Source organism: Actinophytocola sp. (genome assembly GCF_036402745.1).
In the GTDB taxonomy this organism is placed as follows: Bacteria; Actinomycetota; Actinomycetes; order Mycobacteriales; family Pseudonocardiaceae; genus Actinophytocola.
In genome coordinates, this window is sequence record NZ_DASWSJ010000067.1 from 1 (window position 1) to 26,683 (window position 26,683).

Annotated in this window: 25 protein-coding genes and 1 pseudogene; 12 read left to right on the forward strand and 14 right to left on the reverse strand. The window is 72.3% G+C overall.

Annotated features, from left to right (window positions below; translation table 11 throughout):
* The first annotated feature begins 514 nt into the window (after positions 1 to 514).
* The gene (locus VGD70_RS06685; protein ID WP_331079190.1) at positions 515 to 1,432 is read left to right on the forward strand and encodes an SDR family NAD(P)-dependent oxidoreductase; all 918 of its coding nucleotides are present in this window, start codon (positions 515 to 517) and stop codon (positions 1,430 to 1,432) included.
* 143 nt (positions 1,433 to 1,575) lie between these two features.
* Here VGD70_RS06685 and VGD70_RS06690 read toward each other — a convergent pair whose 3' ends face one another.
* Positions 1,576 to 2,166, reverse strand: a complete 591-nt coding sequence (locus VGD70_RS06690; RefSeq protein WP_331079192.1) for a TetR/AcrR family transcriptional regulator — start codon at positions 2,164 to 2,166, stop codon at positions 1,576 to 1,578.
* Between the two features lie 112 nt (positions 2,167 to 2,278).
* On the opposite strand from VGD70_RS06690, the gene VGD70_RS06695 reads away from it, so the two are divergent.
* Positions 2,279 to 3,028 (forward strand): SDR family NAD(P)-dependent oxidoreductase, encoded by a 750-nt coding sequence (locus tag VGD70_RS06695; protein WP_331079194.1) that lies wholly within the window; start codon positions 2,279 to 2,281, stop codon positions 3,026 to 3,028.
* Between the two features lie 59 nt (positions 3,029 to 3,087).
* Here the strand turns inward: VGD70_RS06695 and VGD70_RS06700 are convergent, their stop codons facing one another.
* The 6 genes from VGD70_RS06700 to VGD70_RS06725 are packed head-to-tail and all read right to left on the reverse strand — an operon-like array spanning position 3,088 to position 9,084.
* Positions 3,088 to 4,113: an LLM class F420-dependent oxidoreductase gene (locus tag VGD70_RS06700; protein ID WP_331079196.1), complete on the reverse strand. Its 1,026-nt coding sequence runs from the start codon at positions 4,111 to 4,113 to the stop codon at positions 3,088 to 3,090.
* Positions 4,110 to 5,324, reverse strand: coding sequence for an acetyl-CoA C-acetyltransferase (locus tag VGD70_RS06705; RefSeq protein WP_331079197.1), 1,215 nt, complete (start codon positions 5,322 to 5,324; stop codon positions 4,110 to 4,112). Before VGD70_RS06705 ends, VGD70_RS06700 begins: the two co-directional genes overlap by 4 nt.
* A gap of 23 nt (positions 5,325 to 5,347) precedes the next feature.
* Positions 5,348 to 5,479, reverse strand: a complete 132-nt coding sequence (locus VGD70_RS06710) for an SDR family oxidoreductase (RefSeq protein ID WP_414637903.1) — start codon at positions 5,477 to 5,479, stop codon at positions 5,348 to 5,350.
* Positions 5,476 to 6,618 carry an acyl-CoA dehydrogenase family protein gene (locus VGD70_RS06715; RefSeq protein WP_331079199.1) on the reverse strand — a complete coding sequence of 381 codons (1,143 nt, stop codon included), beginning with the start codon at positions 6,616 to 6,618 and terminating at the stop codon, positions 5,476 to 5,478. Before VGD70_RS06715 ends, VGD70_RS06710 begins: the two co-directional genes overlap by 4 nt.
* A 46-nt stretch (positions 6,619 to 6,664) precedes the next feature.
* Positions 6,665 to 8,269 (reverse strand): FadD3 family acyl-CoA ligase, encoded by a 1,605-nt coding sequence (locus VGD70_RS06720; protein ID WP_331079201.1) that lies wholly within the window; start codon positions 8,267 to 8,269, stop codon positions 6,665 to 6,667.
* Positions 8,270 to 8,271: 2 nt separating this feature from the next.
* Complete coding sequence (locus VGD70_RS06725; RefSeq protein ID WP_331079202.1) at positions 8,272 to 9,084, reverse strand: enoyl-CoA hydratase/isomerase family protein; 813 nt, start codon at positions 9,082 to 9,084, stop codon at positions 8,272 to 8,274.
* A 125-nt stretch (positions 9,085 to 9,209) separates the two neighbouring features.
* Between VGD70_RS06725 and VGD70_RS06730 the strand changes: the two genes are divergently transcribed.
* Both VGD70_RS06730 and VGD70_RS06735 read left to right on the forward strand, forming a co-directional pair.
* The gene (locus VGD70_RS06730; RefSeq protein ID WP_331079204.1) at positions 9,210 to 10,784 is read left to right on the forward strand and encodes a long-chain fatty acid--CoA ligase; all 1,575 of its coding nucleotides are present in this window, start codon (positions 9,210 to 9,212) and stop codon (positions 10,782 to 10,784) included.
* Between the two features lie 100 nt (positions 10,785 to 10,884).
* Complete coding sequence (locus VGD70_RS06735; protein ID WP_331079206.1) at positions 10,885 to 11,685, forward strand: FadR/GntR family transcriptional regulator; 801 nt, start codon at positions 10,885 to 10,887, stop codon at positions 11,683 to 11,685.
* Between the two features lie 29 nt (positions 11,686 to 11,714).
* On the opposite strand, the gene VGD70_RS06740 is transcribed toward VGD70_RS06735, so the two are convergent.
* Genes VGD70_RS06740 through VGD70_RS06750 form a run of 3 tightly spaced genes read right to left on the reverse strand, consistent with a single transcriptional unit; the run spans position 11,715 to position 14,419 of the window.
* Positions 11,715 to 12,740: an ABC transporter substrate-binding protein gene (locus VGD70_RS06740; RefSeq protein ID WP_331079207.1), complete on the reverse strand. Its 1,026-nt coding sequence runs from the start codon at positions 12,738 to 12,740 to the stop codon at positions 11,715 to 11,717.
* A 45-nt stretch (positions 12,741 to 12,785) separates the two neighbouring features.
* The gene (locus tag VGD70_RS06745) at positions 12,786 to 13,640 is read right to left on the reverse strand and encodes an ABC transporter permease (RefSeq protein WP_331079209.1); all 855 of its coding nucleotides are present in this window, start codon (positions 13,638 to 13,640) and stop codon (positions 12,786 to 12,788) included.
* A complete protein-coding gene (locus VGD70_RS06750) occupies positions 13,637 to 14,419 on the reverse strand; it encodes an ABC transporter ATP-binding protein (protein ID WP_331079210.1) in 783 nt (260 codons plus the stop codon). Before VGD70_RS06750 ends, VGD70_RS06745 begins: the two co-directional genes overlap by 4 nt.
* 185 nt (positions 14,420 to 14,604) lie before the next feature.
* Here VGD70_RS06750 and VGD70_RS06755 point away from each other — a divergent pair, with 185 nt between their 5' ends.
* Both VGD70_RS06755 and VGD70_RS06760 read left to right on the forward strand, forming a co-directional pair.
* Positions 14,605 to 15,015 carry a nuclear transport factor 2 family protein gene (locus VGD70_RS06755; RefSeq protein ID WP_331079211.1) on the forward strand — a complete coding sequence of 137 codons (411 nt, stop codon included), beginning with the start codon at positions 14,605 to 14,607 and terminating at the stop codon, positions 15,013 to 15,015.
* The gene (locus VGD70_RS06760) at positions 15,012 to 16,571 is read left to right on the forward strand and encodes an AMP-binding protein (protein WP_331079213.1); all 1,560 of its coding nucleotides are present in this window, start codon (positions 15,012 to 15,014) and stop codon (positions 16,569 to 16,571) included. Before VGD70_RS06755 ends, VGD70_RS06760 begins: the two co-directional genes overlap by 4 nt.
* On the opposite strand, the gene VGD70_RS06765 is transcribed toward VGD70_RS06760, so the two are convergent.
* From VGD70_RS06765 to VGD70_RS06775, 3 genes are all read right to left on the reverse strand, one after another.
* A complete protein-coding gene (locus VGD70_RS06765; protein WP_331079215.1) occupies positions 16,568 to 17,329 on the reverse strand; it encodes an enoyl-CoA hydratase-related protein in 762 nt (253 codons plus the stop codon). The two genes, VGD70_RS06760 and VGD70_RS06765, sit on opposite strands and share 4 nt — an antisense overlap.
* 285 nt (positions 17,330 to 17,614) lie before the next feature.
* Complete coding sequence (locus tag VGD70_RS06770) at positions 17,615 to 18,898, reverse strand: acyl-CoA dehydrogenase family protein (RefSeq protein WP_331079216.1); 1,284 nt, start codon at positions 18,896 to 18,898, stop codon at positions 17,615 to 17,617.
* On the reverse strand, positions 18,895 to 19,629 hold the full coding sequence (locus VGD70_RS06775) for an enoyl-CoA hydratase/isomerase family protein (protein ID WP_331079218.1): 735 nt from the start codon (positions 19,627 to 19,629) through the stop codon (positions 18,895 to 18,897). The genes VGD70_RS06770 and VGD70_RS06775 overlap by 4 nt, the downstream gene beginning before the upstream one ends.
* A 68-nt stretch (positions 19,630 to 19,697) precedes the next feature.
* Here VGD70_RS06775 and VGD70_RS06780 point away from each other — a divergent pair, with 68 nt between their 5' ends.
* The 4 genes from VGD70_RS06780 to VGD70_RS06795 are packed head-to-tail and all read left to right on the forward strand — an operon-like array spanning position 19,698 to position 24,136.
* Positions 19,698 to 20,984, forward strand: a complete 1,287-nt coding sequence (locus VGD70_RS06780; RefSeq protein ID WP_331079219.1) for an acyl dehydratase — start codon at positions 19,698 to 19,700, stop codon at positions 20,982 to 20,984.
* A complete protein-coding gene (locus VGD70_RS06785) occupies positions 20,981 to 22,174 on the forward strand; it encodes a CaiB/BaiF CoA-transferase family protein (RefSeq protein ID WP_331079221.1) in 1,194 nt (397 codons plus the stop codon). The genes VGD70_RS06780 and VGD70_RS06785 overlap by 4 nt, the downstream gene beginning before the upstream one ends.
* A 24-nt stretch (positions 22,175 to 22,198) precedes the next feature.
* Entirely contained in the window at positions 22,199 to 23,323 is a 1,125-nt protein-coding gene (locus VGD70_RS06790; RefSeq protein ID WP_331079223.1) for an acyl-CoA dehydrogenase family protein, read from the forward strand.
* Positions 23,324 to 23,338: 15 nt separating this feature from the next.
* A complete protein-coding gene (locus VGD70_RS06795; protein WP_331079225.1) occupies positions 23,339 to 24,136 on the forward strand; it encodes an enoyl-CoA hydratase/isomerase family protein in 798 nt (265 codons plus the stop codon).
* Positions 24,137 to 24,142: 6 nt separating this feature from the next.
* Here the strand turns inward: VGD70_RS06795 and VGD70_RS06800 are convergent, their stop codons facing one another.
* A complete protein-coding gene (locus tag VGD70_RS06800; RefSeq protein WP_331079227.1) occupies positions 24,143 to 25,204 on the reverse strand; it encodes an enoyl-CoA hydratase/isomerase family protein in 1,062 nt (353 codons plus the stop codon).
* A 20-nt stretch (positions 25,205 to 25,224) separates the two neighbouring features.
* On the opposite strand from VGD70_RS06800, the gene VGD70_RS06805 reads away from it, so the two are divergent.
* Together VGD70_RS06805 and VGD70_RS06810 are read left to right on the forward strand one after the other, a co-directional pair.
* Positions 25,225 to 26,478, forward strand: a complete 1,254-nt coding sequence (locus tag VGD70_RS06805; RefSeq protein ID WP_331079229.1) for a CoA transferase — start codon at positions 25,225 to 25,227, stop codon at positions 26,476 to 26,478.
* Positions 26,475 to 26,683 (forward strand): annotated as a pseudogene (locus tag VGD70_RS06810) (amidohydrolase); the annotation flags it as partial. The gene VGD70_RS06805 and the pseudogene VGD70_RS06810, both read left to right, overlap by 4 nt.

Here is a 26,683-nt window from a genome sequence, read left to right on the forward strand (position 1 = left end):
CTGGCCGCGGTCACGGCGCAGCCGGATCCGGACCTGGTCACCGAACAGATGCTGCTCCCACGATCGGACGAACCACAGGCATTGCCCTACCGCCGGGAATATCAGGCGGGGTAAAGTCCGTTTATGCTCGCATGCGGCGCCACCGCCGACACGCCACCGGGACCCATCCCGGGCACGCCGCACCGAACTGGAGCATCCATGAGCCGGTTCCGTCTGGACGCCAGCGTCCTGCCCGGCGCCTCGACCATCGCCGCGCTCGCCGATCCACCGGAAGCCGACTGCGCCCCACGCGAGGGCAGGCCTCCAGGACCTGGCCGCCCCACAGCACGCCGAGGCTCGGACGCCGCCCGCCACGCCGGCCGCGCCTGGCCGCCACGTGACAGACGCGGCGGAAATCAGTCACCGCACAAGAAGGAAGGAAATTTCGGTGATGTCAACTAAGAACTCCACACCAAGCGATGCCACAGCTCCCGGGAAGCGCAAGACCTCCATCAAAGGACTGCCGGACCGGAGCGTGACCCTGCGACTGACACCGATCGAGCAGCTCGACCTGTCCGGCAAGAAACTGGCCGTCATCGGCGGGACCAACGGCCTCGGCCGGGCCATCGCACAGCAGGCCTTGGCGCGAGGCGCGGACGTCACCGTGGTCGGGCGCAGATTTCGCGACGCTCCGGCTGCCCGGCTGACCTTCGTGGCGGCTGATCTGTCATCGATGAGCGAGGCCACCCGCGTGGCCCGCGAGCTCCCGGCGGAGTCCTTCGACGTCGTGCTCCTCACCACGGGCATCATCGCGGCCAAGACACGAGAAGAGACGCCCGAACAGGTCGAGCGGGATGTGGCGATCAGCTACCTGAGCCGTCTCGCGATCCTACGAGGGCTCGGTTCCCGACTCGGATCAGCACGCGAAACCGGCGCTCCCCGGCCACGCGTCTTCGTCATGGGCTCCCCCGGTACGGGCAACCTCGGCGACCCCGGTGACCTCAACTCCGAGAAGGCCTACCGATCCATGGTGGCGCACGCCAACACGGTCGCAGGGAACGAGGCCCTCGTGCTCGGCGCGAAGGACAGGTTCCCCGGCCCCGCGTTCTTCGGCCTGGCCCCCTACCTCATCAAGACCGACATCCGGAGCAACCTCCTGGGCGAAGGCAGCATCGCCCACAAACTGGTCGAGACCGCTGTCGGCCTCGTGATGCAATCTCCAGAGACCTACGCGAAGCGGATCGTGCCGCTCCTGTTCGCCCCGGAGCTCGAAGGTCGGACCGGGCTCATGTTCGGCCACAAGGCCCAACCGATCCTGCCCACCCAGGGCTTCGACGAGGCCTACGTCGATCGCTACCTGTCAGCCTCCGAGACCCTCTTGCGACAAGCGCTCACCCGACCGCGACCGGGCGGCACCAGGCCCGACCAACCACCACACTCACCGACACCCTGAGCCGGCGAGAACCGGCAGCCGATCAAACCGCTGCGCCTGACGGCACGTCGCATGCGCAGCGCCAGGGAAGGCGGCCCCGCCGTGGCGGTGAACGACCCAGCGACCCCCGGCCCCGATCCGGCGATCACGCTGCTTGATCGAACCTACGGCCGGGGCAGGACCGCCAAGGCGGTCTCGGCGATCGCGCGTAGCTTGGCGGGGCTGCGGCCGCCCTTGCCCAGCGCTTCGATCCCGCGAAGCACGGCCAACAGGAGTCCGCCGAGACGGGCGGCGTCCTGATCCGGGCTGATGTCGCCGGCCCGCTGCGCTGCCGCGACGCAGGACGTGATCAGCTCGTCGAGGTCGTCGAGCGTCTTGCGGGCCCGTGCCGCGACGGCCGGATCCTGCCCAGACAGCTCGGCGGCGCCCTTGGCCAGCAGGCAACCGCGCAGGCGGGCGTCCGCCCCGGTGACGTCCGCCATCGCCAGCACATGTGCGCGCAGCCGCTCGTAGGCCCCGGCGTCCGGGCCGTCGAGCGCCCGGCGCACGGCCTCGGTCACGCCGACGCAGTAGTCGTCGAAGACCCGTAGGAACAGTTGGTGCTTGTCACCGAAGGCGCCGTAGAGGCTGCCCTTGCCCAGGCCGGTGGCCGCGGCGATGTCGTCCACGCGCGCCGCTGCGTAACCGGTCGACCAGAACAGGTCTCGGGTGACGCGCAGGACCTCGTCCTGATCGAAGCTCCGTGGTCTCGCCATGCCTCGATCGTACAAATTCTTTACTGGTTCGTCCAGAACGTGCTACGTTCTGGACGAACCGGTAAAGAACCGGCCATCCGCCGCACGATCCGCCACCAGCACAGGAGCAGGCATGACCAGCACACTGCGGAACAAGACAGCCGTCGTCACCGGTGGCGGCACCGGCATCGGACTCGCCATCGCCACGCGGTTCGCGGCCGAGGGCGCGTACGTCTTCGTCACCGGCCGCAGGAAGGACGTCCTCGACGCCGCGGTGGCCGAGATCGGCGGGAACGTCGAAGCCGTCCGCGCCGACTCGTCCAGCCTCGCCGACCTCGACACGCTGTACCGCACCGTGCGCGAGCGCCGGGGCGGCGTGGACGTGCTGGTGGCGAACTCCGGCGGCGGCGTTCGCGCGGTCCTCGGCGAGATCACCGAGGAACAGTTCGACGCCACCTTCGCCACGAACGTCAAGGGCGTCGTCTTCACCGTGCAGAAGGCACTTCCGCTGCTCAACGAGAAGGCCTCGATCATCCTCACCGGTTCCACGACCTCGGTCAGGGTCGGCCCCGGACAGAGCATCTACGCCGCCACCAAGGCCGCGGTCCGCAATCTCGCCCGCGGCTGGGCCGTCGATCTCCGGGGGCAGGCCATTCGCGTCAACGTCCTCAGCCCCGGTCCGACCCGGACGCCGGGCCTGCTCGGAAACGCCGACCCCGAACGGCAGCAGGCCATGCTGGAGTCGTTCGCGGCGGTGGTTCCGCTCGGTCGCGTCGGTGAGCCCAAGGAGATCGCTGCTGCCGCGACATTTCTGGCCTCCGACGACGCCAGCTTCGTCAACGGCATCGAATTCTTCGTCGACGGCGGCCAGGCACAGATCTGACCTCTCCGCAGGCCGCGCTTGGCCGCGATGGTGGCACGCCACGGGGTTAGGCAACACACTCACGCCAGGACGAGGCCGGCGATCCGCGCGAGCTTCACCGCGTCACCGGAGACGAGCATCGTCGTCACGAGCGACTTCTCCCACGCCGCGAGCTCGTCGGCGATCTTCGCCTCGGGCCCGACGAGCGCGACCTGCTCGACCATGCGCAGGGTTACCGCCGCGGCCGCCGCGTCCTTTCGCCCGGCCAGGTAGAGACGTTGGATCCGCGCGCACTCGGCCTCGAACCCCATCCGGGCGAACACCTCGTAGTGGAAGTTCGCCCCCTTGGCGCCCATGCCGCCGATGTACAGCGCCAGCATCGGGCGAACCCGGTCCGCGGCCGCCTCGACGTCGTCGTCGATCTCCACGCTCACCCGGCAGGTGACCTCGAAGTCCCCGGCCGAACGCCGCGCTCCCGGGCGTGCGAACCCTTCGGCGAGCGCGGCCCGGTAGTGCTCGTCGGCGTGCGGCGAGTAGAACATCGCGAGCCAGCCGTCGGCGATCTCGGCGGCCATGGCCACGTTCTTCGGCCCCTCGGCGGCGAGGTAGATCGGCAGGTCCGCGCGAACCGGGTGGAGGGTGGACCGGATCGGCTTGCCCAGCCCGGTTCCGCCCTCGTACGGCAGCCGGTAGTGCTCGCCGCTGAACTCGGCCTTGTCGCGCCGGATGATCGTGCGCAGGATCTCGACGTACTCGCGGGTCCGCGCGAGCGGAGTGGCATACGGCTGGCCGTACCAGCCCTCGACGACCTGCGGCCCGGAGGCACCGAGGCCCAGGATGAAGCGCCCGCCGGTGAGATGGTCCATCGTCATGGCCGCCATCGCGGTGGCGACCGGGGTACGGGCGGCGAGCTGGACGATCGACGTGCCCAGCTTGATCCGCGAGGTCGAGCTGCCGTGCCAGGCCAGCGGCGTCAGCGCGTCCGATCCGTACGCCTCGGCCGCCCACATCGAGTCGTAGCCCAGGCGCTCGGCGGCCGCCACCGTCTCGGCGAGTTCGGGCGGCGGACCGGCGCCCCAGTAGCCGAGCGCGAGCCCGAGCTTCACGCGACGACCCGTTCGAAGACCACGGCGAGCCCCTGGCCGCCGCCGATGCACAAGGTGGCCAGGCCGTAGCGCTGCTCGCGGGTGTGGAGCTCCCGGGCGAGGGCACCCACCATGCGGGTGCCGGTCGCGCCGACGGGATGCCCGAGCGAGATGCCCGAGCCGCGGACGTTGACGCGCTCCAGGTCCGCGTCGGTGAACTTCCACTCGCGCAGCACCGCCAGCGCCTGGGCGGCGAAGGCCTCGTTCAGCTCGATCAGGTCCATCTCGCTCAGCGAGAGACCGGCCCGCTCGAGCGCGATCCTCGACGCCGGGACCGGCCCGATCCCCATCCGGGCGGGCTCGACCCCCGCGAGGCCCGCGGAGACGATCCGCACCAGCGGGCGCAGCCCGAGCGACTCGGCCCGCTCGCGCGTCGTCACCACGCACAGTGCGGCGGCGTCGTTCTGGCCGCTCGCGTTGCCGGCCGTGACGGTGGCCTCCGGGTCGACCGCGGCGCGGATGGGGCGAAGTCGCGCGAGCGACTCGACGGTGGTGTCCGCGCGCGGGTGCTCGTCCCGGTCGACCACCAGCTCGTCCCTCCGCGTCCGGACGGTGACCGGGATGATCTCCTCGGCCGCCGCGCCACTCTCGATCGCCGCGACCGCGCGCCGGTGCGAGAGCACCGCGAGCTCGTCCTGCTCCGCGCGGCTGATCCGGTACTCGCGGCGCAGGTTCTCCGCGGTCTCGAGCATGCCGCCGTCGACGGGATGCAGGCGGCCGCCCGCGGTCACCCGGCCGCGTTCCAGGCTGTCGTGCAGCTGGGCGCCGCCGGCCCGCGCGCCCCATCGGATGTCGTGGGAGAAGTGGGCGGCGTTGCTCATGCTTTCCACCCCGCCGGCGACCACGACCCGCGCGTCGCCCGCGGCCACCGCCCGGCCCGCGGTCAGCACGGCCTGCAGTCCCGAGCCGCAGCGCCGGTCGATGGTCAGGCCGGGGACGGTGACGGGGAGGCCGGCGTCGAGCGCGACGACCCGGCCGATGGCGGGCGCCTCGCTCGTGGGGTAGCAGTGACCGAGCACGATGTCGTCGATGAGCTCGGGGTCCAGGTGGGTGCGGTCGAGCAGGCCGCGCAGCGCCTGCGCGCCGAGCTCGGCCGCCGGGACGGGCTTGAGCGAGCCGCCGTACCGGCCGACGGGGGTGCGGACGGGCTCGCAGACGACGACGTCGGGCACGGCTGACTCCTTGGCGTGGTGGCTCACATCAACCGTCCGCCGGTGACCTCGGTGACGGTTCCGGTCAGGTAGCTGGACAGGTCGCTGACGAGGAACAGGGCGACGTCGGCGATCTCGTGCGGCTCGCCGACCCGGCCCAGCGGGATGCGGGTCACCGCGCACCCCGGAGCAACTGCCTGGCGATGACGACCTTCTGCACCTCGCTGGTTCCTTCGTAGATCCGGTACAAGCGTGCGTCGCGGTAGAACCGCTCGGCCGGCACGCCGTGGACGTAACCCATGCCGCCGTGGACCTGCACCGCGCGGTCCGCGACCCGACCGACCATCTCGCTGCAGAAGAGCTTCGCGGCCGACGGCGCGAGCCGGCGGTCCGACCCGTCGTCGTAGGCGGCAGCGGTGGCCAGCACGAGCGCCCGGCCCGCGAGCAGGTCGGTCTGGGAGTCGGCGAGCAGCGCCTGAACCTGCTGGAACTCGCCGATGACGGTGCCGCCCTGCTTCGCGGCGGCGGCGTAGCCCACGCTCTCCTCCACGAGGCGCGACGCCATGCCGACGCAGCACGCCGCGACGTGCACGCGTCCCTTGGCCAGCGAGCGCATCGCCGCCGAGAAGCCCTCGCCCTCGACCCCGACGAGCCGGGCCGCGGGCACCCGCACGTCGGTGAAGAACACCTCGGCCGTCGTCGAGCCCCGCTGCCCCATCTTCTTGTCCCGGGGACCAACGCGTACGCCCGGCGTGTCCGTGTCGACGACGAAGGCGGACAGGCCCTTCGCGCCCGATTCCGGCGTGCCGGTGCGGGCGAAGACGACCAGCAGGTTCGACCAGTTGGCGTTGGTGATGAAGCGCTTCTGGCCGTTGATGACGTAGTCGTCCCCGTCCCGGACGGCCCTGGTGCGCAGGCCGCTGGGGTCCGATCCCGCCTCGGGCTCGGTGAGGGCGAAGGAGGCCACGTACTCGCCGCGGGCGAGCTTCGGCAGGAACGCGCGCTTCTGCTCCGCGGTGCCGAGGTTGACCAGGACCTGGCCGGCGATGCCGTTGTTGGTGCCGAACATGGAGCGGAAGGCCGGCGTCGTGTAGCCGATCTCCATGGCCAGCCGCGCGTCCTCGGTCGCGGTGGCACCGAAGCCCCCGTACTCCTCGGGCAGCGCGTAGCCGAACAGGCCCATCGAGGCCGCCGCTCGGCGGATGCGGTCCGGGATGGCGTCGGTGTCCTCGATCTCCTCCTCGGCGGGCACGACCTCGTCGCGCACGAACCGCCGGACGGCGTCGAGGATCTGCTCGAAGTCGGACGATTCCATCCCTACCCCAGCTTCTCGTGTGTATATGGACGGCGGTACCCATCGTTCACGTGCGGGCCTCGCGCCGCAGCTCGCGCCTGAGCACCTTTCCGCTCGCGCTGCGGGGCAACTCCCCCACCACGGACACGGTTCGCGGGACCTTGAAGTTCGCCAACCGTTCCCGGGCCCAGGCCACGATGTCCTCGGCCACCACCTCGGCCCCATGTCGCGGTATCACGAACGCCCTGGGCACCTCGCCGAGCCGCGCGTCGGGCACACCCACGACCGCCACCTCGGCGATGGCCGGGTGACGGGCCAGGACCTGCTCGACCTCCGCGGGCGACACGTTGAACCCGCCGACGATGAACAGGTCGTTCAGCCGGTCGGTGATCTTGAGATTGCCCCGCGCGTCGAGGGTGCCGACGTCGCCGGAGTGCAGCCAACCGTCGGCGTCGATCGCCTTCGCGGTCGAGGCCGGGTCCTCCCAGTAGCCCGGGGTGACGTTGGCGCCGCGGATCAGCACCTCGCCCGGCTCACCCGCGCCGACGTCGTGCCCGTCGGGATCGACCACGCGCAGCTCGACGCCGGGCACCGCACGGCCGTTGGTGTTGGCGATGGTCTCGGGCGAGTCCGTCTCGCGGCACATGGTCGCGGTACCGATGCACTCGGTCATGCCGTAGGCCGTCACGAAACGGTCGAAGGGGAGCTCGGTCCGGGCTCTCTCCACGAGGGCCACCGGCACGACGGCGGCACCGGTCGCGGCGACCCGCAAGGAGCTGAGGTCGTACTTCTCCTTGTCCGGGTTCTCCAGCAACGAGTAGTAGACGGTCGGCGGCCCGTTCATGACCGAGACTCGCTCCCGCTCGATCAGGCGCAGCGCGTCGGTCGCGTCGAACACCGCCATGGGCACGATCGTGAGCCCGTACATGAGGCTCACGAGCATGCCTGCCTTGTTGCCGCCGGTGTGGAAGAACGGCAGCGTCACCAGGTACCGGTCGCCCTCGCGCAACCCCCACACCTCGCCGTAGGCGCGGTAGAGGTCGAGCGCCGCGCCGTGCGGAATGGTGACGCCCTTGGGCGGCCCTGTCGTGCCCGAGGTGAAGATGATCTCCGACAGGTCGGCGGGCCGCACCGCCGCGGCCGCCTCCCGCGCCGCCGCGAGCGGCACCGACGCGCCGCCCGCGACCAGGTCCGTCCAGCCGAGCACCGCCGAGCCGTCCTCGGCCCGGCCCTCGTTCAGGTCCACGACGGGGAGGCCGGCGAGCGCCTCGCCCACCTGGTCACCCTCGACGGGGTTCGCGACGGCGTCGGCGTACCCGTAGCCGAGGAAGCCGTCGTCGACGAACACCGCCGACGCGCGGACCCGGGCGAGGATCGCGCGGGCCTCCATGCCCCGGTACCGCGTGTTGATCGGCACCACGACCGCACCCGCCGCGTGGAGGCCGAGCGAGGCGACGACCCACCGGTAGGAGTTGGGTGCCCACAGCCCGACCCGGTCCCCGGCGCGGATCCCCAGGGCGAGGACGCCGCGCGCGACCTCCCAGACCGCCTCGGCCAGCCGCTCGTAGGTCAGCTCGACATCGCCGTCGCGGACGGCGACCGCCGTGGCGAAACGTCGCGCGCTGGCGTCGAGCATCGCCGGGATCGTCGTCGGCCGGGGGGTCGCGGTCACGATCACCGGCCCCCGAACGTCGGCTGACGCTTCTCGACGAAGGCCTTGAGTCCCTCGCGGAAGTCGGGGCTGCGCGAGGAGAGCTCCAGCGCGTAGGCCTCGCTGTCCAGCTGGTCGCGCAGCCGCGCCTCCGCCGCGCTGTTGATCAACCGTCTGGTCAGTCCGAGCGCCACGGTCGGTCCGGCGGCGAGACTGGTGGCGAGCTCGCGTGCCTCGGCCTCGGCCCGCCCATCGGCGGCCACCTCGTGGACGATTCCCCACTCCGCCGCCACGTCGGCCTCGAGCCGCTGGCCGAGCATCAGCAGGCGGCGGGCCCGAAGCGGCCCCACCGCGCGGACCGCCAACCACGTCGCCCCGCTGTCGGGCGTCATCCCACGGGCGACGAACGGCTCCCAGAACGTGGCCGTCCGGTCGGCGACCACGAAGTCGCTGGCGAGCACGAACTGCATCCCGATACCCACGGCGTAACCCGAGACACCACTCACCACGGGCACCTGGAGCTCGCACAGCTGCACGATGAGCCGGTGGGCCTGGGAAGGAAGCCTGCGCTGGATCGCGCCGGTACGCGGGCGCTCGCCACCGTCGACGTTGCGCTCGACGATGTCGAAGCCGCTGCAGAAGTGCCCGCCGGCGCCGGACAGCAGGACGGCACGCACGTTCTGGTCGTTCTGGGCGAGCTCGAGGGCGTCGATGAGACCGCGCAACGACACGTCGTTCAGGGCGTTGCGCTTACCCGGGTCGTCCAACTGGAGGGACAGCACCCCACCTCGAAGGGAGATCGAGAGCCCGTCGACATCGACATACCGGCTTAACATACAAGCATTATAAAGATGGGATCTTGCCAGCACCACGCTTGCGTGCCCACTCTTACCTATCTATCTTATAAATAATGGGGTGGCCGGGCGCGTCTGGCGCGCGTCCTGACTCGAAGGGGGTGCGGATGAGTTCGACTGTTCCTTCCGACGACGAGTCGCCGGGTGCCGGCACGGCGGACCCGAGCCCCGAGACCTTGCTCAGCCTGCTCACCGAGCTCCCCGCCGCGGACAACGCCGTCGTCCTCCACTCGGCGGGGCGGACCATGTCCCTGCACGCGGTGCGCCATGCCGTCGACACCCTCGCCGGAGCCCTGGTCGAGGCGGGCGTCCGGCAGGGCGTCCCGGTCGGGGGGCTCGTCGGGTCCGGAGCGTCGGGAGTCGTCACCATGTTCGCGGTCTGGGCCGCCGGCGGCGTGTACGTACCGATCAACCGGCGGAGCACCCCCGCCGAGATCGCCCAGCTGATCGGCGAGACACCGGTGGAGCTCCTCGTGGGCGACGCGGACGACCTGGCGCGGCAGACCGTGGACCTCGCGATGGTCCAGTTCGACGCGATCACCTGGCAGCCCACGGTCCTGCGCCCCGTCGCGGCCGCTCCCGCCTCCTACGATCCGGAGGTGGCCCTCGTGCTGCGGACCTCGGGCACGACCGGCCGTCCCAAGGCGGTGCAGCTACGCCACGGCGGCACCCTCGCCGCACTCGACTCGAGCCTGCGCAAGCTCCGCCGCGGACCCACCACGAAGCCCGGCGAGCAGGTGACCCTCCGGGTGAACCTGATCCCGCTGTCACTCGCGCTCTGGGCGGGCATCTTCAACACGCTGTTCTCGCTGCGCGCCGGGTTCGGCGTCGTACTGCTCGACACGTTCACCCCCACCGCGCTCGCCGAAGCCGTGCGGCGGCACCGGATCAAGTCGACGGTGCTGGCCCCGGCCATGATCACGGCCCTGTGCGACAGCGACGCGATCGACTCGATCGAACCCCTGCACATCGTGCGCTCGATCACCGCCCCGCTCTCGCCCGCGACGGCCCGGCGCTTCCACGATCGCTTCGGGGGTCTCGTGCTGAACTCCTACGGGCAGACCGAACTGGGCGGCGAGGTCGTGGGCTGGACCGTCGACGACATCCGCGAGTTCGGCACCGACAAGCTGGGCGCCGCGGGCCGGCCCTACGACGACGTGGACGTGCGCGTCGTCGACGACGCGGGCCGGGTGCTCGAGCGCGAGGAGCAGGGGCACATCCACATCCGCTCCCCCTTCCGGATGCGCGGCTACGCCACCACCGACGGTCCCGGCGACACCCGCGACGACGGCAGGTTCGCCGACGGCTTCATCAAGACCGGCGACATCGGACGGCTCGACGCGGACGGGTTCCTGTGGATCGAGGGCCGGATGAGCGACATGATCAACCGCGGTGGCCTCAAGGTGTTCCCCGACGAGGTCGAGGAGGTCCTGCGCCGCCACGACCGCGTCCGCGACGCCGCGGTCGCCGGGGTCCCCGACCCCCGCCTGGGCGAGGTGCCGCACGCGTGGATCGTGCCGGCGGGGCCGGACGCGCCGAACGCCGAGACCTTGTCCGCGTGGTGCCGCGACCACCTGGCGCCGTACAAGATCCCGGTCGAGTACACCGTGGTCGCGGGGCTGCCCCGCTCCGATGTCGGCAAGGTCCTGCGACGGGAGCTGCGCGCCACCGTGGAACCGTGAGCTCCCGCCACGCGTTAATGATCGTGTCATTGGTGTCTTGGCCATGATGGCCCGCCGGTGAGCGCTAGGCTGTGCACACCTGACGTGAAGGAGAGCACGGATGCGACAGTTGCGCCAACCGCGGCTGGCGGAGATCGTGGCGGCGAAGCTGCGTGACGATATCCTCACCGGCAAGCTCAAGGAGGGCGACAGCCTGCCCCGTCAGGACCAGCTCTTCACCGAGTTCCGGGTCAGCCTGCCCGCGGTACGCGAGGCGATGCGCATCCTGGAGACCGAGGGACTCATCTCGGTGCGGCGCGGCAATGTCGGCGGGGCGGTGGTCCACCTGCCCACGCCCGAGCGCATCGCGCGCACCATCAGCATGGTGTTGCAGACTCGCGACACGACGATGGGCGACGTCAGTGGCGCGCTGCTCACCCTCGAGCCCGCCTGCGCCGCCCTGTGCGCCGCGCGGCCCGACCGCGCCGACACGGTGGTACCCGCGTTGCGGTCCGTCGTCGCCGAGCAGGAGGAGACCTTCGACGATCCCGAGCAGTTCCCCACACACGCCCGCACGTTCCACGAGACGCTGGTCGAGCACTGCGGCAACGAGACCATGATCGTCATAGTCGGGTCGCTCGAGACGATCTGGACGGCGCACGAGTCGACGGTGTGGTCCTCGGCGTCCGTGACCGATGTGGAGTCGGACCAGAGCTCACCGATGGCGCGCAAGTCGCGCCGCGCGGCCCTGCGCGACCACGAGAAGCTGGTCGAGGCCATCGCCGCGGGCGACGAGAAGCGCACGGTGAGCCTGGCGAGCGCGCACCTCGCCGCGACCCGGAAGTCGAGCCTGGAGTCGGCCAAACAGGACACCGTGAACACCAACCTGCTCGACAACATCGACCTGTCCCCGGGCCGGTAGTCCCCCACGAGGTCCGGGTTCCGCCGCGCCTACTGCGAACCACCCGCGGCGTCGTGCAGGATCTGCTCGTCGACGAGCTTCTCGGCCGGGAGCGCGTCGTCGTAGGTGAGCGTGCCGTCGTGGGACCCGAACATCTTCTGCATGTCGGTCAGGGTTCCCGCGTTGACCTTGAGGGTGGGATCGAACGCGTAGAGCCCGCCACCGCTGATCACGTTCCCGGGCACCTTCATGAAGTCGGCGAGTGCCTTGACGATCTCGGGATCCTTGCGCCAGTCGCCTTGCATCCGCGCCGCGGCGCACGCGACCGCCCGCAGGTAGGAGACACCCGTCTCGCGGTTCTTCGCCAGCAGGTTGGGGCCGTACATGATGCCCGAGGTGGTCTCCTTTCCATAGGCGGCCTTGGAGTCGACGAGTGCGGTCGCGAAGCCCTCGGTGACGGCCTTGCGGGTGTAAGGAGCGACGAGAAGGGCGGCGGCGACCCCGCCGTTGCGCAGCGCCTCGGTCATGTCCGGAAGGGACAGTGGCACGACCTCGACGTCGGACAGGGACAGTCCACCCGACTCGAGCGACTTTCCGAGCAGGAACGACGTCGCCGTGCCCACGGTGCCGAGGCTGGCCACCCGCTTCCCCTTGAGGTCGGCGACCTTGGTGACGCCCGCGGCACCGTACAGGCCGCTCGGGGCCGGTTCGTCGCCCGGCGTGTTCACCGAACCGAGCGAGGCCACCATCTTCAGGTTCGCGCCGCGAGCGACCTGGTTGAACATGCCGGCGGACGGCGACCCGACATAGGCGTCGATCTTGCCCGAGGAGAGGAACGCGATCGCGTCCGCGGGGTTGTTGATCGGCTGGAACGTGACGTCGAGCCCGTGGCTCCGGTAGCACCCGAGGGCGTCGGCGACGAACGCGGGAGCCAGCGCGGCGCCCGAGATGTAACCCACCCGGACGCTGCCGTCTCCCCCGCCGCCGGCGGCGGGCCCAGCGCCGCACGCGGCGAGCGTCATGGCACCCGAGAGGACCACCGCGAGCGCGATCCCGCGACGCCGAAGAGCTCCCATCACGACTGTTCCTTTCCTGCTGCGCGAGGACGTTCCTGGCCGCGCTCAGCGATTCCAGGGGGTCAGCACCCGCTCGAGGCCGCGCAGGAGCGCGGTCGCGATGACGCCGATCAGCGAGATCGACACGATGCCGACGAACATGTACTCGGGCACGCCGAGGTTCCAGGAGTTCCAGACCAGGAACCCGAGTCCGGTGTCGGCGGCGACGAACTCGGCGCCGACGATCACGATGACCGCCATGCCCGAGGCGATCCGCATGCCGGTCAGGGTCTGCGGGAGCGCCGCCGGCACGGTGATGTGCCACAGCATCGCCCACCGCGAGGCGTTGCACGACCGGCCCACGTCGCGGTAGCGCGGCGACACGCCGGCCACCGAGTCGATCGTGTTGATCAGCACCACGAAGAAGCAGGTGAGGGCCACGAGCAGGATCTTGCTCGTCTCGCCGAGCCCGAAGACCAGCAGCAGCAACGGCAGGATGGCCAGCTTCGGAATCGTGTACAGCGCGGCGATCGTGGGCTCGAGCGCCGACCGCAGCAGGGCGTTGGACCCGATGGCGAACCCGAGCACCAGCGCGCCCAGCGTGCCCGCCACGTAGCCGAGGACGATCCGCCGCACGCTCGCGACGACGGAGTCGGCGTAGACGCCGTTGCTCAGCAGGTCGCCCCAGCTCGACGCGATCGCGAACGGTGGCGGGAAGTACGGGCTCTCGGCCACACCGGCGCTCGCGAGGCCCTGCCACAGGGCGATCAGTCCAATGGGGACGGCCACGGCGAGGCCACGCTCGAGCAGGCGGCGCCGGAACGCGTAGGCCCGCGGGTCGCGCTCCCGGGCCGACGGCACGATCACGGTGCGGGCCGGCGAGCCGAGCGGGGTCCGCGTGTCCGAGACGTTCGACGTCATGACGCTTGGAGCTCCCTTCGCAGGCGGTGCCAGATCTCGTCGCGCAGCCCGGCGAAGTCCGCGGACGCCCGGATCTCGTCCGGGTCGCGTGGCCGGGCGAAGGGCACGTCGATCACCGAGTCGATCCGTCCCGGTCGGGCGCTCATGACGGCGATGCGGTCGCCGAGCAGCAGCGCCTCGTCGATCGAGTGGGTCACGAACACGACGGTGTTCTGGTTGCGCTGCCACAGGTCGAGCAGCTTCTCCTGCAGGAGCAGGCGCAGCTGGGCGTCGAGCGCGGCCAGGGGCTCGTCCATGAGCAGCAGCTCGGGCCGCAGTGCCAGGGCACGCGCGATGGCGACGCGCTGCTTCATGCCGCCGGACACGGTGTCCGGATAGGAGCTCTCGAAGCCGGTCAGGTCCAGCTGGGACAGCCAGTGGTCGGCCACCTCGCGGGCCTCCCGGCGGCGAAAGCCGTTCTGCAGGAGCGGGAACACGACGTTCTCCCGGATGGTCTTCCAGGGGAAGACGGAGTAGTCCTGGAACACCACCGCGGACAGGGGGCGGCTCGGATCGTCGTGGCGCATCTCGATCCGCCCCGACGAGGGCGACTCGAGCTCGGCCATGACGCGAAGGAGGGTCGTCTTGCCGCAGCCCGACGGACCCAGCAGGCAGAGGAACTCGCCGTCGCGCACGTCCAGGGAGATCCGCGACAGGGCCTCCACTCGCTTCGCCTTCGAGGAGAACACCTTGCCGACGGCCTGGACCGACACCTTGACCCGCTCGTCGTCATGCGTCACGGAGCCAAGCCCTCCCCTTCGAGTGCCGCCTTCGCGGTCTATCTAATCAATCATTATCAAGATAGATGGGTGACGAGGAAGTGGCAACCCACCCACCCCGGGACCCGGATCCCGTCAGGCTTCACCGCCGCGACCGCCGGCGGCGGCGCAATAACATATAATATTGCAATGTTAAGGAGGACACAATGGACGATCGCCCGCCCACGGCGGACCCGGACGCGGCCATCCGCTCCCTCCTCGGGCTCGCCGCCCGGGTGGGGGACGAGGGTGAACCCGACGACTACCGCCGGCTCTACACCCCCGATGCGACCTGGACCATGGGCGACACGAGGCAGGTCGGCGTCGAGCAGATCGTGGCGGCCGCCCGCGAGCGGCGCGCCGAGGGCGTCAGCGGCCCGGGAACGGCGACGCGGCACCTCGTGGTCCCCCTGCACGTCGACGTGACCGCCGACAGCGCCACAGCCGTCTCGTACTTCCTGTTCATGGGCGACACGGCCACGGCGCCCTCGATCAAGCTCTTCGGTACCTACCGCGACGAGCTGGTCCGGACCGCGGACGGGTGGCGGCTCCGCGGCCGCGAGGCCACCCTCGGATGAGCACCGGGACGATGACCACCGAGACAACAGGGTCCGTCGCCGAGTTGCTGGCAGCCGCGGCCGCGGACGCCGCCGACACCGTGGCCCTGCGCTGCGGGGAGGACAGCCTGACCTACGCCGAGCTGAACGCCGCGGTTCGGCGAGGCGCGGCGGCCTGGCACCGGCACGGTCTCGGGGCGGCGGACCGGGTGGCGGTCTGGGCCGTCAACACCCTCGACTGCGCCGTGGCGATGCTGTCCGTCGTGGTCGCCGGCGGCGTGCTCGTGCCGTTGAACCCGCGCTACACCGCGGCCGAGGTGGCCGCGATCCTGCACCGTGCCGGCTGCCGGTTCATGATCGCTCCCGACCACCACCGCGGCCGCCCCCTCGCCGTGGAGGCGGCCGCGATCGTCGCGCCGCACCAGCTGGTCCGCCTCGGCACGGAAGGCCCGGACCACGTCGCCCGGTGGGCGGACCTGGTGGCCGCGGCGCCCGCCGGGACCGGCCCGCCACCCGGCGCCACCGAGCACGTGGTCGTGCAGTTCACCTCCGGCACCACCGGGGCGCCCAAGGGTGCGCTGCTGCGGCAGCAGCCCCTCGTGGCGAGCGCCGCGACGTGGACCCGCAACGTCGGCCTGCGCCGTGGCGACGTGTTCCCGGTGACCTACCCCCTCGCCCACGTCGGCGGCTTCAAGACGGGCCTGATCTCGCCCTTCCACGGCCGCGCGACGGTCGTGCTGATCCCCCAGGTCTCCCGCGCGAGCGTGGTGGACCTGGTCCGCGGGGGCGAGGTCACCGTGCTCAGCGCACCGCCCACGATCCAGGGCTACGTGCTCGACGCACGCAGCTCGGGTCGGCTGCCGGAGAACCTGTCCATCCGCACCGCCGTCATCGGCTCGGCCGTCGTCCCGCCCGACCTCGTCCGGGGCCTCGTCGACGAGCTGGGCGTGCGGGACGTGGTCGTCGCCTACGGCCTCACCGAGGCGACCGGCGTGTGCACGATGACCCGGCTCGGCGACCCGGTCGGGCTCGTGCGCGAGACGGTCGGCGCGCCGATCGACGGGGTCGAGGTCCGGGTCGCCCCGGGCTCGGCCCGGCGGGGTCCCGGTAACACGGGCGAGCTGGAGGTGCGCGGCGCCACCGTGATGACCGGGTACCTCGACGATCCACGCGGCACCGAGGAGGTCCTGCGCGGCGACTGGCTGCGCACCGGTGACCTGGCCTGGATCGGCGAGGACGGCTACGTCCGGATCGTCGGACGGGCCAGGGAGCTCATCCTCGTCGGCGGCTTCAACGTGTACCCGGCCGAGGTCGAGCACGTCCTCACCGAGCATCCCGGCGTGCGCGAGGCCGCGGTGGTGGGCGTCCCGGACGCCCGGCTCGGCGAGGTGCCGGTCGGCTTCGCGGTCGCCGACGAGGTGCGGGGCGAGGAGCTCATCGCCTGGGCGCGCGAGCGGCTGGCGGACTTCAAGGTCCCGCGCCACCTGTGGATTCTCGATGCCCTGCCACGCGGAGCCGTGGGCAAGGTAGCCAAGTCCGAGCTCACCCGGCTGGCCGCCGAACGGCTGGACGCCTAACGAACGCGGCGCACGCCATCGCGGACCCGCCGCACCGCCTCGGCGTGGTCGGGCTGACGCACCGACCAGTCCTGGGCGACCTGCTCGAGGCTCGCGGCCATCGCGGGCTCGGTGAGCGCGCGGCTCAGCGAGAGCACCGACTTGGTCCGCCGCACGAGCTCGCGCGGGCGGCCCGCCGCCCGCGCGGCCATGGCCGAGACGACCTCCAGCAGGTCGTCGTCGGCCACGCACTTCCAGATCAGGCCGCAGCGCTGCGCCTCGGCCGCCGAGATCGACTCGCCGAACAGGATGAGCGCGGCGGCGCCCTGCCGGCCCAACCGCTGCTCCAGGCGCCACAGGTGCCCGCCGCCGGGATGGATGGCCAGGTCGAGGAAGCGCGGGTCGAAGGTCGCACTGCGCCCCGCGACGACGACATCGCAGGGCAGGATGAAGTTGACCCCGGCGCCGATCGTGGGACCGTGGACCGCGGCCAGGGTGGGCACCGGGAGCGCCGCCAACGCCGCGAAACCCCGGTAGACGGCGGTGGGATCGGCCGGCCTGGTGCCCAGTGAGTCCAGGTCGCCGCCCGCCGAGAAGACCGGGCCCTCGGCCCGCAGCACGACCGCGTGCACGCCGCGGTCGGCCCGCACCGCGGCGCAGGCCTGGGTGAGCTGCTCGACGAGCACCTCGTTGGTGCTGTTGCGCCGGCCGACGTCGACCAGGGTGATCCAGGCGACCCGCTCCTCGACCGACAACGTCACGGCCGTTCGTGTTGCCATCGCGCGCTCCCCACCGCATCTGATTCAGGCAAATATTATCAAAGATATAGGTAATAGGAGCAGGCCTGCGGCTCGGTCTCGACCCGGACCAACGCGCCTTCTCCGCGGTCTGCGCGACCTGGCGGGCCTCACCACGACCGGGCGTCTCGACGGCGACCACCACGCGGTCAACGCCCAGAAGATCTGACGAGCGGAGCGATGTGGTCGCGCTGGTGCCTGCTCCTGCTGCGCACCGGGCCCGGCGAGCCGCGCGACACCGCGGCCTGTCGATGCTCGTCGTCGACCTCACCCGCTGCGCGGCACGTCCTTCCACGGCTTGCCCTTGTAGGGGTCGGGCTCCTTGGGCAGGCCGAGCACCCGCTCGGCGATGACGTTCTTGTTGACCTCCGAGGTCCCGCCCTCGATGGTGTTGGCCCGGCTGCGCAGCATCCCGCGCACCTCGTCGGGCATGCCCGCCCAGAACTCGGCCGGCGAGCCGGCGCGGCCGCGCCACGCGATGGCCTCGCCGCCGAGCAGCGACGCCGCGAGCTCCTGGATGCGTTGGTTGAGCTCCGAGCCGTGGACCTTGCCGATCGAGCTCTCCGGCCCGGGCGGGAGGTTGCCCGCCAGGCGCGCGCGGATCCGCTCGTTGGTCCAGGCCCGCGCCTGCTCCTCGCACCACAGCCGAACGATCCGTTCGCGTACCGCGGGCTCGTCCCAGCCGCCCGGCCGGCCCTGCTCGGTGCGCCGGCGGGCCAGCCGCACGAGATGGGCGGCGCCCGCGCCGCCGACCCGGTCGACACCGCCCGAGCCGGCACCCGACACCATCTGGCGTTCACCGCTCAGCGTGGCCTGCGCGACCCTCCACCCCTGACCGACACCGCCGAGCCGGTGGGTGTCGGGGACCCGGGCGCCGGTGAGGAAGACCTCGAAGAACTCGGTCTCGCCGCCCAGGTGGGGCAAGGGCCGCACCTCGACCCCGTCCTGGCGCATCGGGAACAGGAAGTAGCTGATGCCCTGGTGCTTGGGGACGTCGGCGTCCGTGCGGGCCAGCAGCACGCCGAAGTCGGCCTGGTCGGCCCAGGTGGTCCACACCTTCTGGCCGTCGACGACCCAGTCCTCGCCGTCGCGGACCGCCCTGGTGGACAGTGACGCCAGGTCGCTGCCGGAACCCGGCTCGCTGAACAGCTGGCACCAGATCTCCTCGGCGCGCGCGATCGGGCCCAGGAACCGGCGGCGCTGCTCCTCGGTCCCGTGGGCGAACAGGGCGGGCGCGGCGAGGTTCAGGCCGAGCGGGTTCAGCCGCGGCAGGTGGTAGAGGGCGAGCACCGCCTCGGCGGCCGACGCGGCCGCGCGGCTCCACCCCAGGCCGTCGTACGCGGGATCCCAGCTCGCCGCGACCAGGCCCGAGGACCCGAACACCGGGTACCACGCGCGGTAGTCCTCGCGGGTACGCGCTGCCCGCACGGCCCGGCGACCGCCCGCTTCGGCGGCGGCGCGCCAGGGCGCGGGCACGTGTTCCTCGACCCAGGCCCGGACGAGCGCACCCGCCTGCGCGGCGGTGACGTCGGGGCCCGTCGCGGTGATCATCGGGGGCCTGCTTCCTTCGCCGGGCGCGCGGCGCCGGCCGCCGCGAGGGCGTCGGACAGTCCACGCTCCTCGGCACTCCACAACGCGTGCTTGCGTGCCCGGACCACGTCGGGGTCCGCGGCGGCGATCCGCTCCGCGACGCGCTGGGCGACCGCCTCGAGCTCGTCGGCCTCGACCACCTCGCCGACCATCCCGAGCTGCCGGGCGCGCTCGGCATCGAGTCGTTCGTGGGCGCCGGTGAGCACCACCCGCGCCGCGACACCCGCGGCCATCCGGTGCGTCATGCCGACCGCCTCCCAGTTGCTGGCCTGCCCGACGCTGGCATGGGGGTCGAGGAAGGTCGCGTGCCGCGCGGCGATCACCACGTCCCCGTCCACGACGAAGTGCAGGCCGCCGCCGGCGCAGGTGCCGTTGACCGCGACCACGACGGGAGTCAGCACACCCAGATGCCAGCCGGTGAGCCGCAGGTCCGCGTTCCTCGTGCGGCGGCTGGACTCGCGCAGGCTCTCGGGTTCCCGGGCCAGGGCGACCACGTCGAGGCCGGTCTGGAACGCCTTTCCGCGTCCGGTGAGGACGATGCACCGAACCCCGGGGTCGTCGTCGAGCTCGCGCCAGGCGAGCGGCAGCTCGGCCATCATCGCCGCGTCCATCGCGTTGCCCGCATGCGGGCGGTCGAACACGAGCCAGCCCACCGGTCCGCGCCGCTCGACCCGGAGTGTCCGGTACCCCATCGGCCGCCTCCTCGACTCAACCCCCGCCTTTAGATATAAGATAGCAAAGAAAGAAAGGAGCGTCTGTCATGGCGAACACCCGGACCACGCCGGAGCCGCGGATAACGGACGCCGGGGTGGCCGCGCTGCGTGCGCGTATCGGTATCCCCCAAGCCAATCCGGTGCCGCCGCACTACCTGCGCGCCGGGACTGACGCCTTCCGCATCGTGGCTCGCTCCTACGGTGACGACAACCCGCTGTACTGCGACCCCGGCTACGCGTCGCGGTCGCGCTGGCGGGGGCCGATCGCGCCGCCGCCGCTGGTCGGCGGCGACAGCGTCATCGGCGAGGACGTCCTGACCGAGGCGGACCTGGCCCGCCAGGACGAGGTCAAGGGCGACCCGCTGCGCGGCGTCCACGCCTTCTACGCCGCGTGCCAGCGCGAGTGGTGGAGTCCGCTGCGCCCAGACCGCCAGGTCCACCGGCGCAACGCGCTCGTCGGGGTGCTGGACAAGCCGAGCGAGTTCTCCGGCCGAGCGGTGCACGAGTGGAACGCCAACGTGTTCGCCGATGCCGACGGCACCCCGCTCGCCGGGCAGTACCGGCTCATGATCCGCACCGAGCGCACCGAGGCGGTCAGGCGCAAGAAGTACGACGCCATCGAGCCGCACAGTTGGCCCGAGGACGACATCGCCGACGTCGACGCGCGGTACGCCGCCGAGGCACCCCGCGGCGCCGAGCCGCGGTGGTTCGAGGACGTCGAGGTGGGCGAGGCGATCACTCCCCTGGTCAAGGGGCCGCTGACGGTGACGGACATGGTGGTCTGGCACACCGGGATGGGGATGGGCGTCTACGGCGTGTCCGCGCTGCGGCTGGCCTACCGGAACCGCCGGCGCGTCCCCCGCTTCTACCACCGCGACGAGCAGGGGGTGTGGGATGCGATGCAGCGGGTGCACTGGGACCCGGAGTTCGCGCGCCGCTCGGGCAACCCCACGACCTTCGACTACGGGCGCATGCGCGAGACGTGGCTGATCCACGCCTGCACCGACTGGATGGGGGACGACGCGTGGCTGTGGAAGCTCCGCGTCGAGTTCCGCAAGTTCAACTACGTCGGTGACCTGCAGCGCATCACCGGCACGGTCGTGGGCAAGCACCTCGTGGCGGACGACAACGGCGTCCACGCCGCCGTGGACCTGGAGCTCGCGGCGACGAACCAGCGCGGCGAGGTCACCGCGCCGGGCACGGCGACCGTCGTCCTGCCCAGCCGCGAGCACGGGCCGGTGACCCTCCCCGCGCCGATCGGCGGCGCCGCGACCCTCGACGGCGCGCTCCGGGCCTCCATCGACCACTTCGGGCGTGAGCGAAGCGAACCATGAACACAGCGCACGTGAGCCCGCTCGCCGGTCTGCTGGTCGTCTCGATCGAGCAGGCCGTCGCCGCGCCCTACGCCACGCGCCAGCTCGCCGACCTCGGCGCGCGGGTCATCAAGGTGGAGCGGCCGGTCCACGGCGACTTCGCACGCCACTTCGACACCTACGCCAACGGCACCGGCGCCCACTTCGCCTGGGTCAACCGCAACAAGGAGTCCCTCACGCTCGACGTGCAGACCGCCGAGGGCCGCGCCGTGCTCGACGAGCTGCTCGACCGCGCCGACGTGTTCGTGCACAACCTGGTGCCCGGGGCGGCGCCGCGGCTCGGCCTCGACGGCGCCACGCTGCGCGCGCACACGCCCCGGCTCGTGGTGTGCGAGATCTCCGGCTACGGCACCGGCGGGCCCTACGACGAACGCAAGGCCTACGACCTGCTCATCCAGGCCGAGGCGGGGCTCACGACCATCACCGGCAGCCTGACCGGGCCCGTCAAGCCGGGGATCGCGGTGGCCGACATCGCCGCCGGCATGTTCGGCTTCTCCTCGGTCCTCTCGGCGCTGTACGCCCGCGAGCGCACCGGCGCGGGCGCCACGCTGGAGGTGTCGATGCTCGACGCGATGGCCGACTGGATGGGCTACCCGCTCGTGGTGCGCAAGCACGGCGCCGAGCCGGACCTGGCCTCGGGCATGAGCCACCCGGCGATCGCCCCGTACGACGCGTATCCCACGTCCGACGGCCGGCTGGTGACGGTGAGCGTCCTGAACGACCGCGAGTGGGCCAAGCTCGCCACCACCGTGCTCGGGCGCCCGGACATGGTCCACGACCCCCGGTTCGCGACGAACCAGGCACGGGTGGCGAACCGGGTGGCGATCGACGAGGTCCTCGCGCCGGTCGTCGCCACGCTCGACGTCGCAGCCGCGGTGACCACGCTGCACGAGGCCGGGGTCGGCTGCGCCGTCGTCAACCGGCTCGACGAGGTGGTCGACCACCCTCAACTGTCCACTCGGGACCGCTGGCTCCGGGTGGCGGCGCCGGACGGTCCGGTGTGGACTCCGCTGGCCCCACCGGTCAGCTCGGCCTGGACCACACCCGCGGGCGCCGTCCCGGCGCTCGGGCAGCACACGGACGCGATCCTCGCCGAGCTCGGCCGCGACGCCGCCACCATCCGGCGGCTCCACGACACCGGCGTCGTCTGAGCACCCCAGTCGATCGGAGCGACCATGACCGAGACTGCGACCGAGACCGAGACCTCGGCCGAGGACCTCGAGCACTTCCGCGACAGCGTGCGGAGCGCGCTCGCGGCGCTCAGCGGTCCGGACCGGGTGCGCGCCGCCATGGCGAACGGCGGGAGGGCCGACGGGGAGACCTGGCGGGTGCTCGCGACCCAGCTCGACCTGGCCGGGTTGATGGTGCCCGAGGAGTTCGGCGGCAGCGGGCTCGGCCCGGTCGAGCTGGCGGTGGCTCTCGAGGAGGCGGGCTCGGCGCTGCTCGTCTCGCCGTTGTTCGCCACCGCGGCGCTCGCCGTGCCGCTGCTCGTCGCGCTCGACGACCCGAGCGCGCTGGCGCGCTACGGCCCCGCGATCGCCGCCGGCACCCGCACGGCCACCGTGGCGCTGGCCGAGGACGACGGCGAATGGTCGCTCGACGCGGTCCGCGCCACCGCGCGGCGTGACGGCGAGCGGTGGCGCCTCGACGGGGCCAAGAACTACGTCGTCGACGGCGCCGACGCCGGCCTCGTCCTCGTTGTGGCCCGCGCCGGCGCCGACGTGGCGGTGTTCGCCGTCGACGATCCGGCGCTGCCCCGCGAACGCCTCGTGACGTTGGATCTCACCCGCCCGATGGCCCGGCTGACCTTCGAGTCGACGGAGGCGACGCTCGTCGGCTCCCTGGGCGCCGACGGCGCGGTCCGGTCGGCCACGGCCGTGTCCCGGGCGCTGCTCGCCGCCGAGCAGGTCGGCGGGGCGCAACGCTGCCTGGACATGGCGGTCGACTACGCCAAGACCCGCATCCAGTTCGGCCGGCCCATCGGGTCGTTCCAGGCCGTCAAGCAGCGGCTGGCCGACGCCCTGGTCCAGGTCGAGTCGGCGCGTTCGGCGGTGTACGTCGCGGTGCGCTCGGCGGGCGCCGACCTCGCGCTCAACGCGCGGATCGCCGCCGTGCTGGCCGCCGAGGCGTACGCGGCCGTCAGCGCGCAGAACATCCAGCTGCACGGCGGAATCGGGTTCACCTGGGAACATGACGCTCACCTCTACTTCAAACGGGCCCGCGCCGGCGCACAGCTCCTCGGGCGGGTGGGCGAGCACATCACGGCCATCGGCCAGCACCTGGACGACAAGATCAGCTGATCGGGAGGATCACCCATGAGGTCCTACGAGACCCTCGTGATCGAGAAGCACGGCCACGTCGGCTGGCTCGTCAACAACCGGCCGGAGGCGCTGAACGCCATGAACAACCGGATGCGCGACGAGCTGGCGCAGGCGTGGCTCGAGCTCGACCGCGACCCGGCTGTGCGCGTCATCGTCCACACCGGAGCGGGACGGGCCTTCCAGACCGGCGCCGACCTCAAGGAGGTCGCCACCGACGGGCAGGGCATGGAGCGCTACAAGGACGACCTGCTGGGCTTCGACCTGCACTTCACCGCCTGGCACCAGAAGGTCTCCAAGCCTGTGATCGCGGCCGTCAACGGCCTGTGCGCGGGCGGCGGGCTGCACTTCGTCGCCGACGCCGACATCGTGATCGCGGCGTCGGACGCCGAGTTCGTCGACCCGCACGTCAGCGTCGGCCAGGTCACGGCCATCGAGGTCATCGGCCTCGCCAAGAAGATCCCGTTCGAGGCGGCGATGCGCATGGCGCTCGTCGGTGCGCACGAACGCGTGAGCGCGCGGCGTGCCTACGAGCTCGGGCTGGTCAGCGAGGTCGTCGACCCGCCGGAGAAGCTCCGCGAGGCCGCCCAGGAGCTGGCCGAGAAGATCGCCAGGAACTCGCCGGCCGCCATGGCGGCGACCAAGAAGTCGCTGGAGGCCGCGCTCGAGCTCGGGCTCACCGACGCCTGCCGGGTCGGCTCGCAGTACCTCGTCGGCATGTGGGGCCACCCGGACCAGACCGAGGGCCCGCTGGCGTTCGTCGAGAAGCGGGAGCCGCGCTGGGCGGCCGACTGACGAGTGTCACGCCTCGACCCCGTCGACCTCGTCGACGAGCCCCCAGTCCCGCGCCGTGGCCGCGTCGAGCGGCCGGCCGGACAGCGCCAGGAACAACGTCCGCCAGCGGCCGATGCGACGGGGCAGGCTGACCGTGCCGCCGGCACCGGGCACCAGGCCCATCCCGACCTCGGGCAGCTGGAACGTGGTGCCCGGCCGGGCGATGATCCGGCCGGCGAACGCCGGGAGCTCGATGCCGGCGCCGACGCAGCTGCCGTGCACGTGGACCTCGAGGCGGCCCGCGATCGCGTGGGCCACGAGACCGGCGCCGGCGCGGGTGCGCACGAGGTGAGCCGTCGCCAGGTCGGGCGCGGTGCCGAACTCGTCGAGATCTCCACCCGAGCAGAACGACGGCCCGGCCCCGTCGAGTACCACCCGCTCGACGGTCGGGTCGAGCTCGGCGATCCGCAACGCGTCCACCAGGGCGTCGCGGACCTCGCGGCCGTAGGCGTTGCGGCGCTCAGGACGGTTGAGCGTGACGTGCAGGCGGCCACCGGTGCGCGCCACGAGCACCACCGGGCCCGCGGCGGGCGGCACCGGCCGCGGCCCGCGACGCGCCAGCCAGCGCCGGAACTCGGCGCCGCCCAGCAGCGTCGAGTAGGCCAGGGACTCGACATCGAGCGCCTGTCCCACGTCGAGCTGTCCGGTCGTGCGGAGAAGGTGCCCGAGCACCAGCGCCGCCTGCGGGTTCGCCCGCGCCGCGGCGTCGAGCGTCGCGGCGTCCGCCGAGGTGTCCGGCGTCTTCACGAACTGGTGTCCGGTCGCGGCGAGGGCGTGCGGCGCGAGGGTCAGGTCCAGCAGGCCGGCGAGCCGCCGTCGGGCATCGTCCAGCTCCGCCGCCCCGGTGACCCCGACCAGTATCCGGTCGCAGCGACGTGCGGCGCACTCCGCCCGCTCGAGCAGCGCGTCGCCGGCGGGCGCGTCGACGTCCACAACGAACAGTGGCGCGACCACCCGGCCTTCGTTGCCGAGCAGCGGATCCCCCGCCGCGCCGTCGGCCAGCTCGGTGATCGAGATCCCGGTACTCACGATCGGCCAAACGTAACATCATGACCGTGCCGAGCGAAGCGCCCGACCCGGTCGCCGACTGGGCCCGCAGCGGTGTCGTGCCGTTGACCGGGCGGCCGGACGGCCCGCCGCTGGTGCCGCCCGGTCGCGCCGCGACGCTCGCCCGCGAGCTCGGTGACCGGTTCGCCGCCGCGACCGCGGGTACCGCGCACCCGGTGCGGGTGGACGGCACCCAGCTGCTCTCGGAACGGGCCGCGTTCACCGGACACCGCCGGCGCGGCGCGGTGTCGGCGGGTGGGAGCTGCCGGCTCCTGCCCACCGCGGACGGCTGGGCCGCCGTGTCCTGCGCCCGCCCGGACGACCGGCTGCTGCTCGGTGCGCTGGTCGGTGCCGAGCTCCCGAGCGATCCGTGGCCCGCGGTGGCGCAGTGGTTGCGCGACCACGGATCCGCCGAGCTCGGCACGCGCGCGGAGCTGCTCGGGGTGGCCGCGGGCCCGGTGCTCGCGCCGCCTGCCGCTCCCCCGTCGCCGAGCCCGGGGCCGGCGCGTGGGGTCGCCGGGCTTCTGGTGGTCGACTTCAGCGCGCTGTGGGCCGGGCCGCTGTGCGCGCACCTGCTGGGGCTGGCCGGCGCCCGGGTGGTGAAGGTGGAGACCCCGGATCGCCCCGACGGCGCGCGCCGCGGCAATCCCGCCTTCTACCGGCTGCTGCACGCCGGCCACCGCTCGGTGGTGCTCGACCCCGCGACACCCCGAGGCCGGCGCGCCCTCGCCGACCTGGTCGCGGCGGCCGACATCGTCATCGAGGCGTCCCGGCCCCGCGCGCTCGCGGGCTTCGGGCTCGACGCACGGGCCACTGTGGACGCCGGCGCCGTCTGGATCTCCATCACCGCCGGCGGGCGGGCCTCGAACCGGGTCGGCTTCGGCGACGACGTCGCCGCGGCGAGCGGACTCGTCGCGTGGGACGCCCGCGGTACGCCGGTGTTCTGCGGCGACGCGCTGGCCGATCCGCTCACCGGTCTCGTGGCCGCCGACCGCGCCCTGTCCGCACGGCCGGGCGACCTCGTAGACATCGCCATGTCCGCCGTAGTGGGCTCCACTGTGGACACCGGGGACGCGGACACCCGGGACGCGGTGAGTGCGGCCGCCCGCGACGAGAACGGGACGTGGGTCGTCGACACCGCGTCCGGCCCGGTTCCCGTGGCAGATCCGCGGCGGCGCCCCGCGCACGGCTCGGCTCCGGAGAGCGGCGAGCACACCCGCGAGGTGCTGCGTGCGTACGGGATTCCGCTGCCATGACCGGGATTCTCGTCCGCCGGACCGAAGTGGACGATCGGCTTTCCGACGTCCGGATCGGCGGCGGCCTGGTCACCGAGCTCGCGCCGCGGCTCACCCGGCTGGCCGGCGAGACCGTGGTCGAGGCGCGCGGCGGGGCCCTGCTGCCGGGTCTGTGCGACCACCACCTGCACCTGCATGCCCTTGCCGCACAACGGGGCTCCGTCCG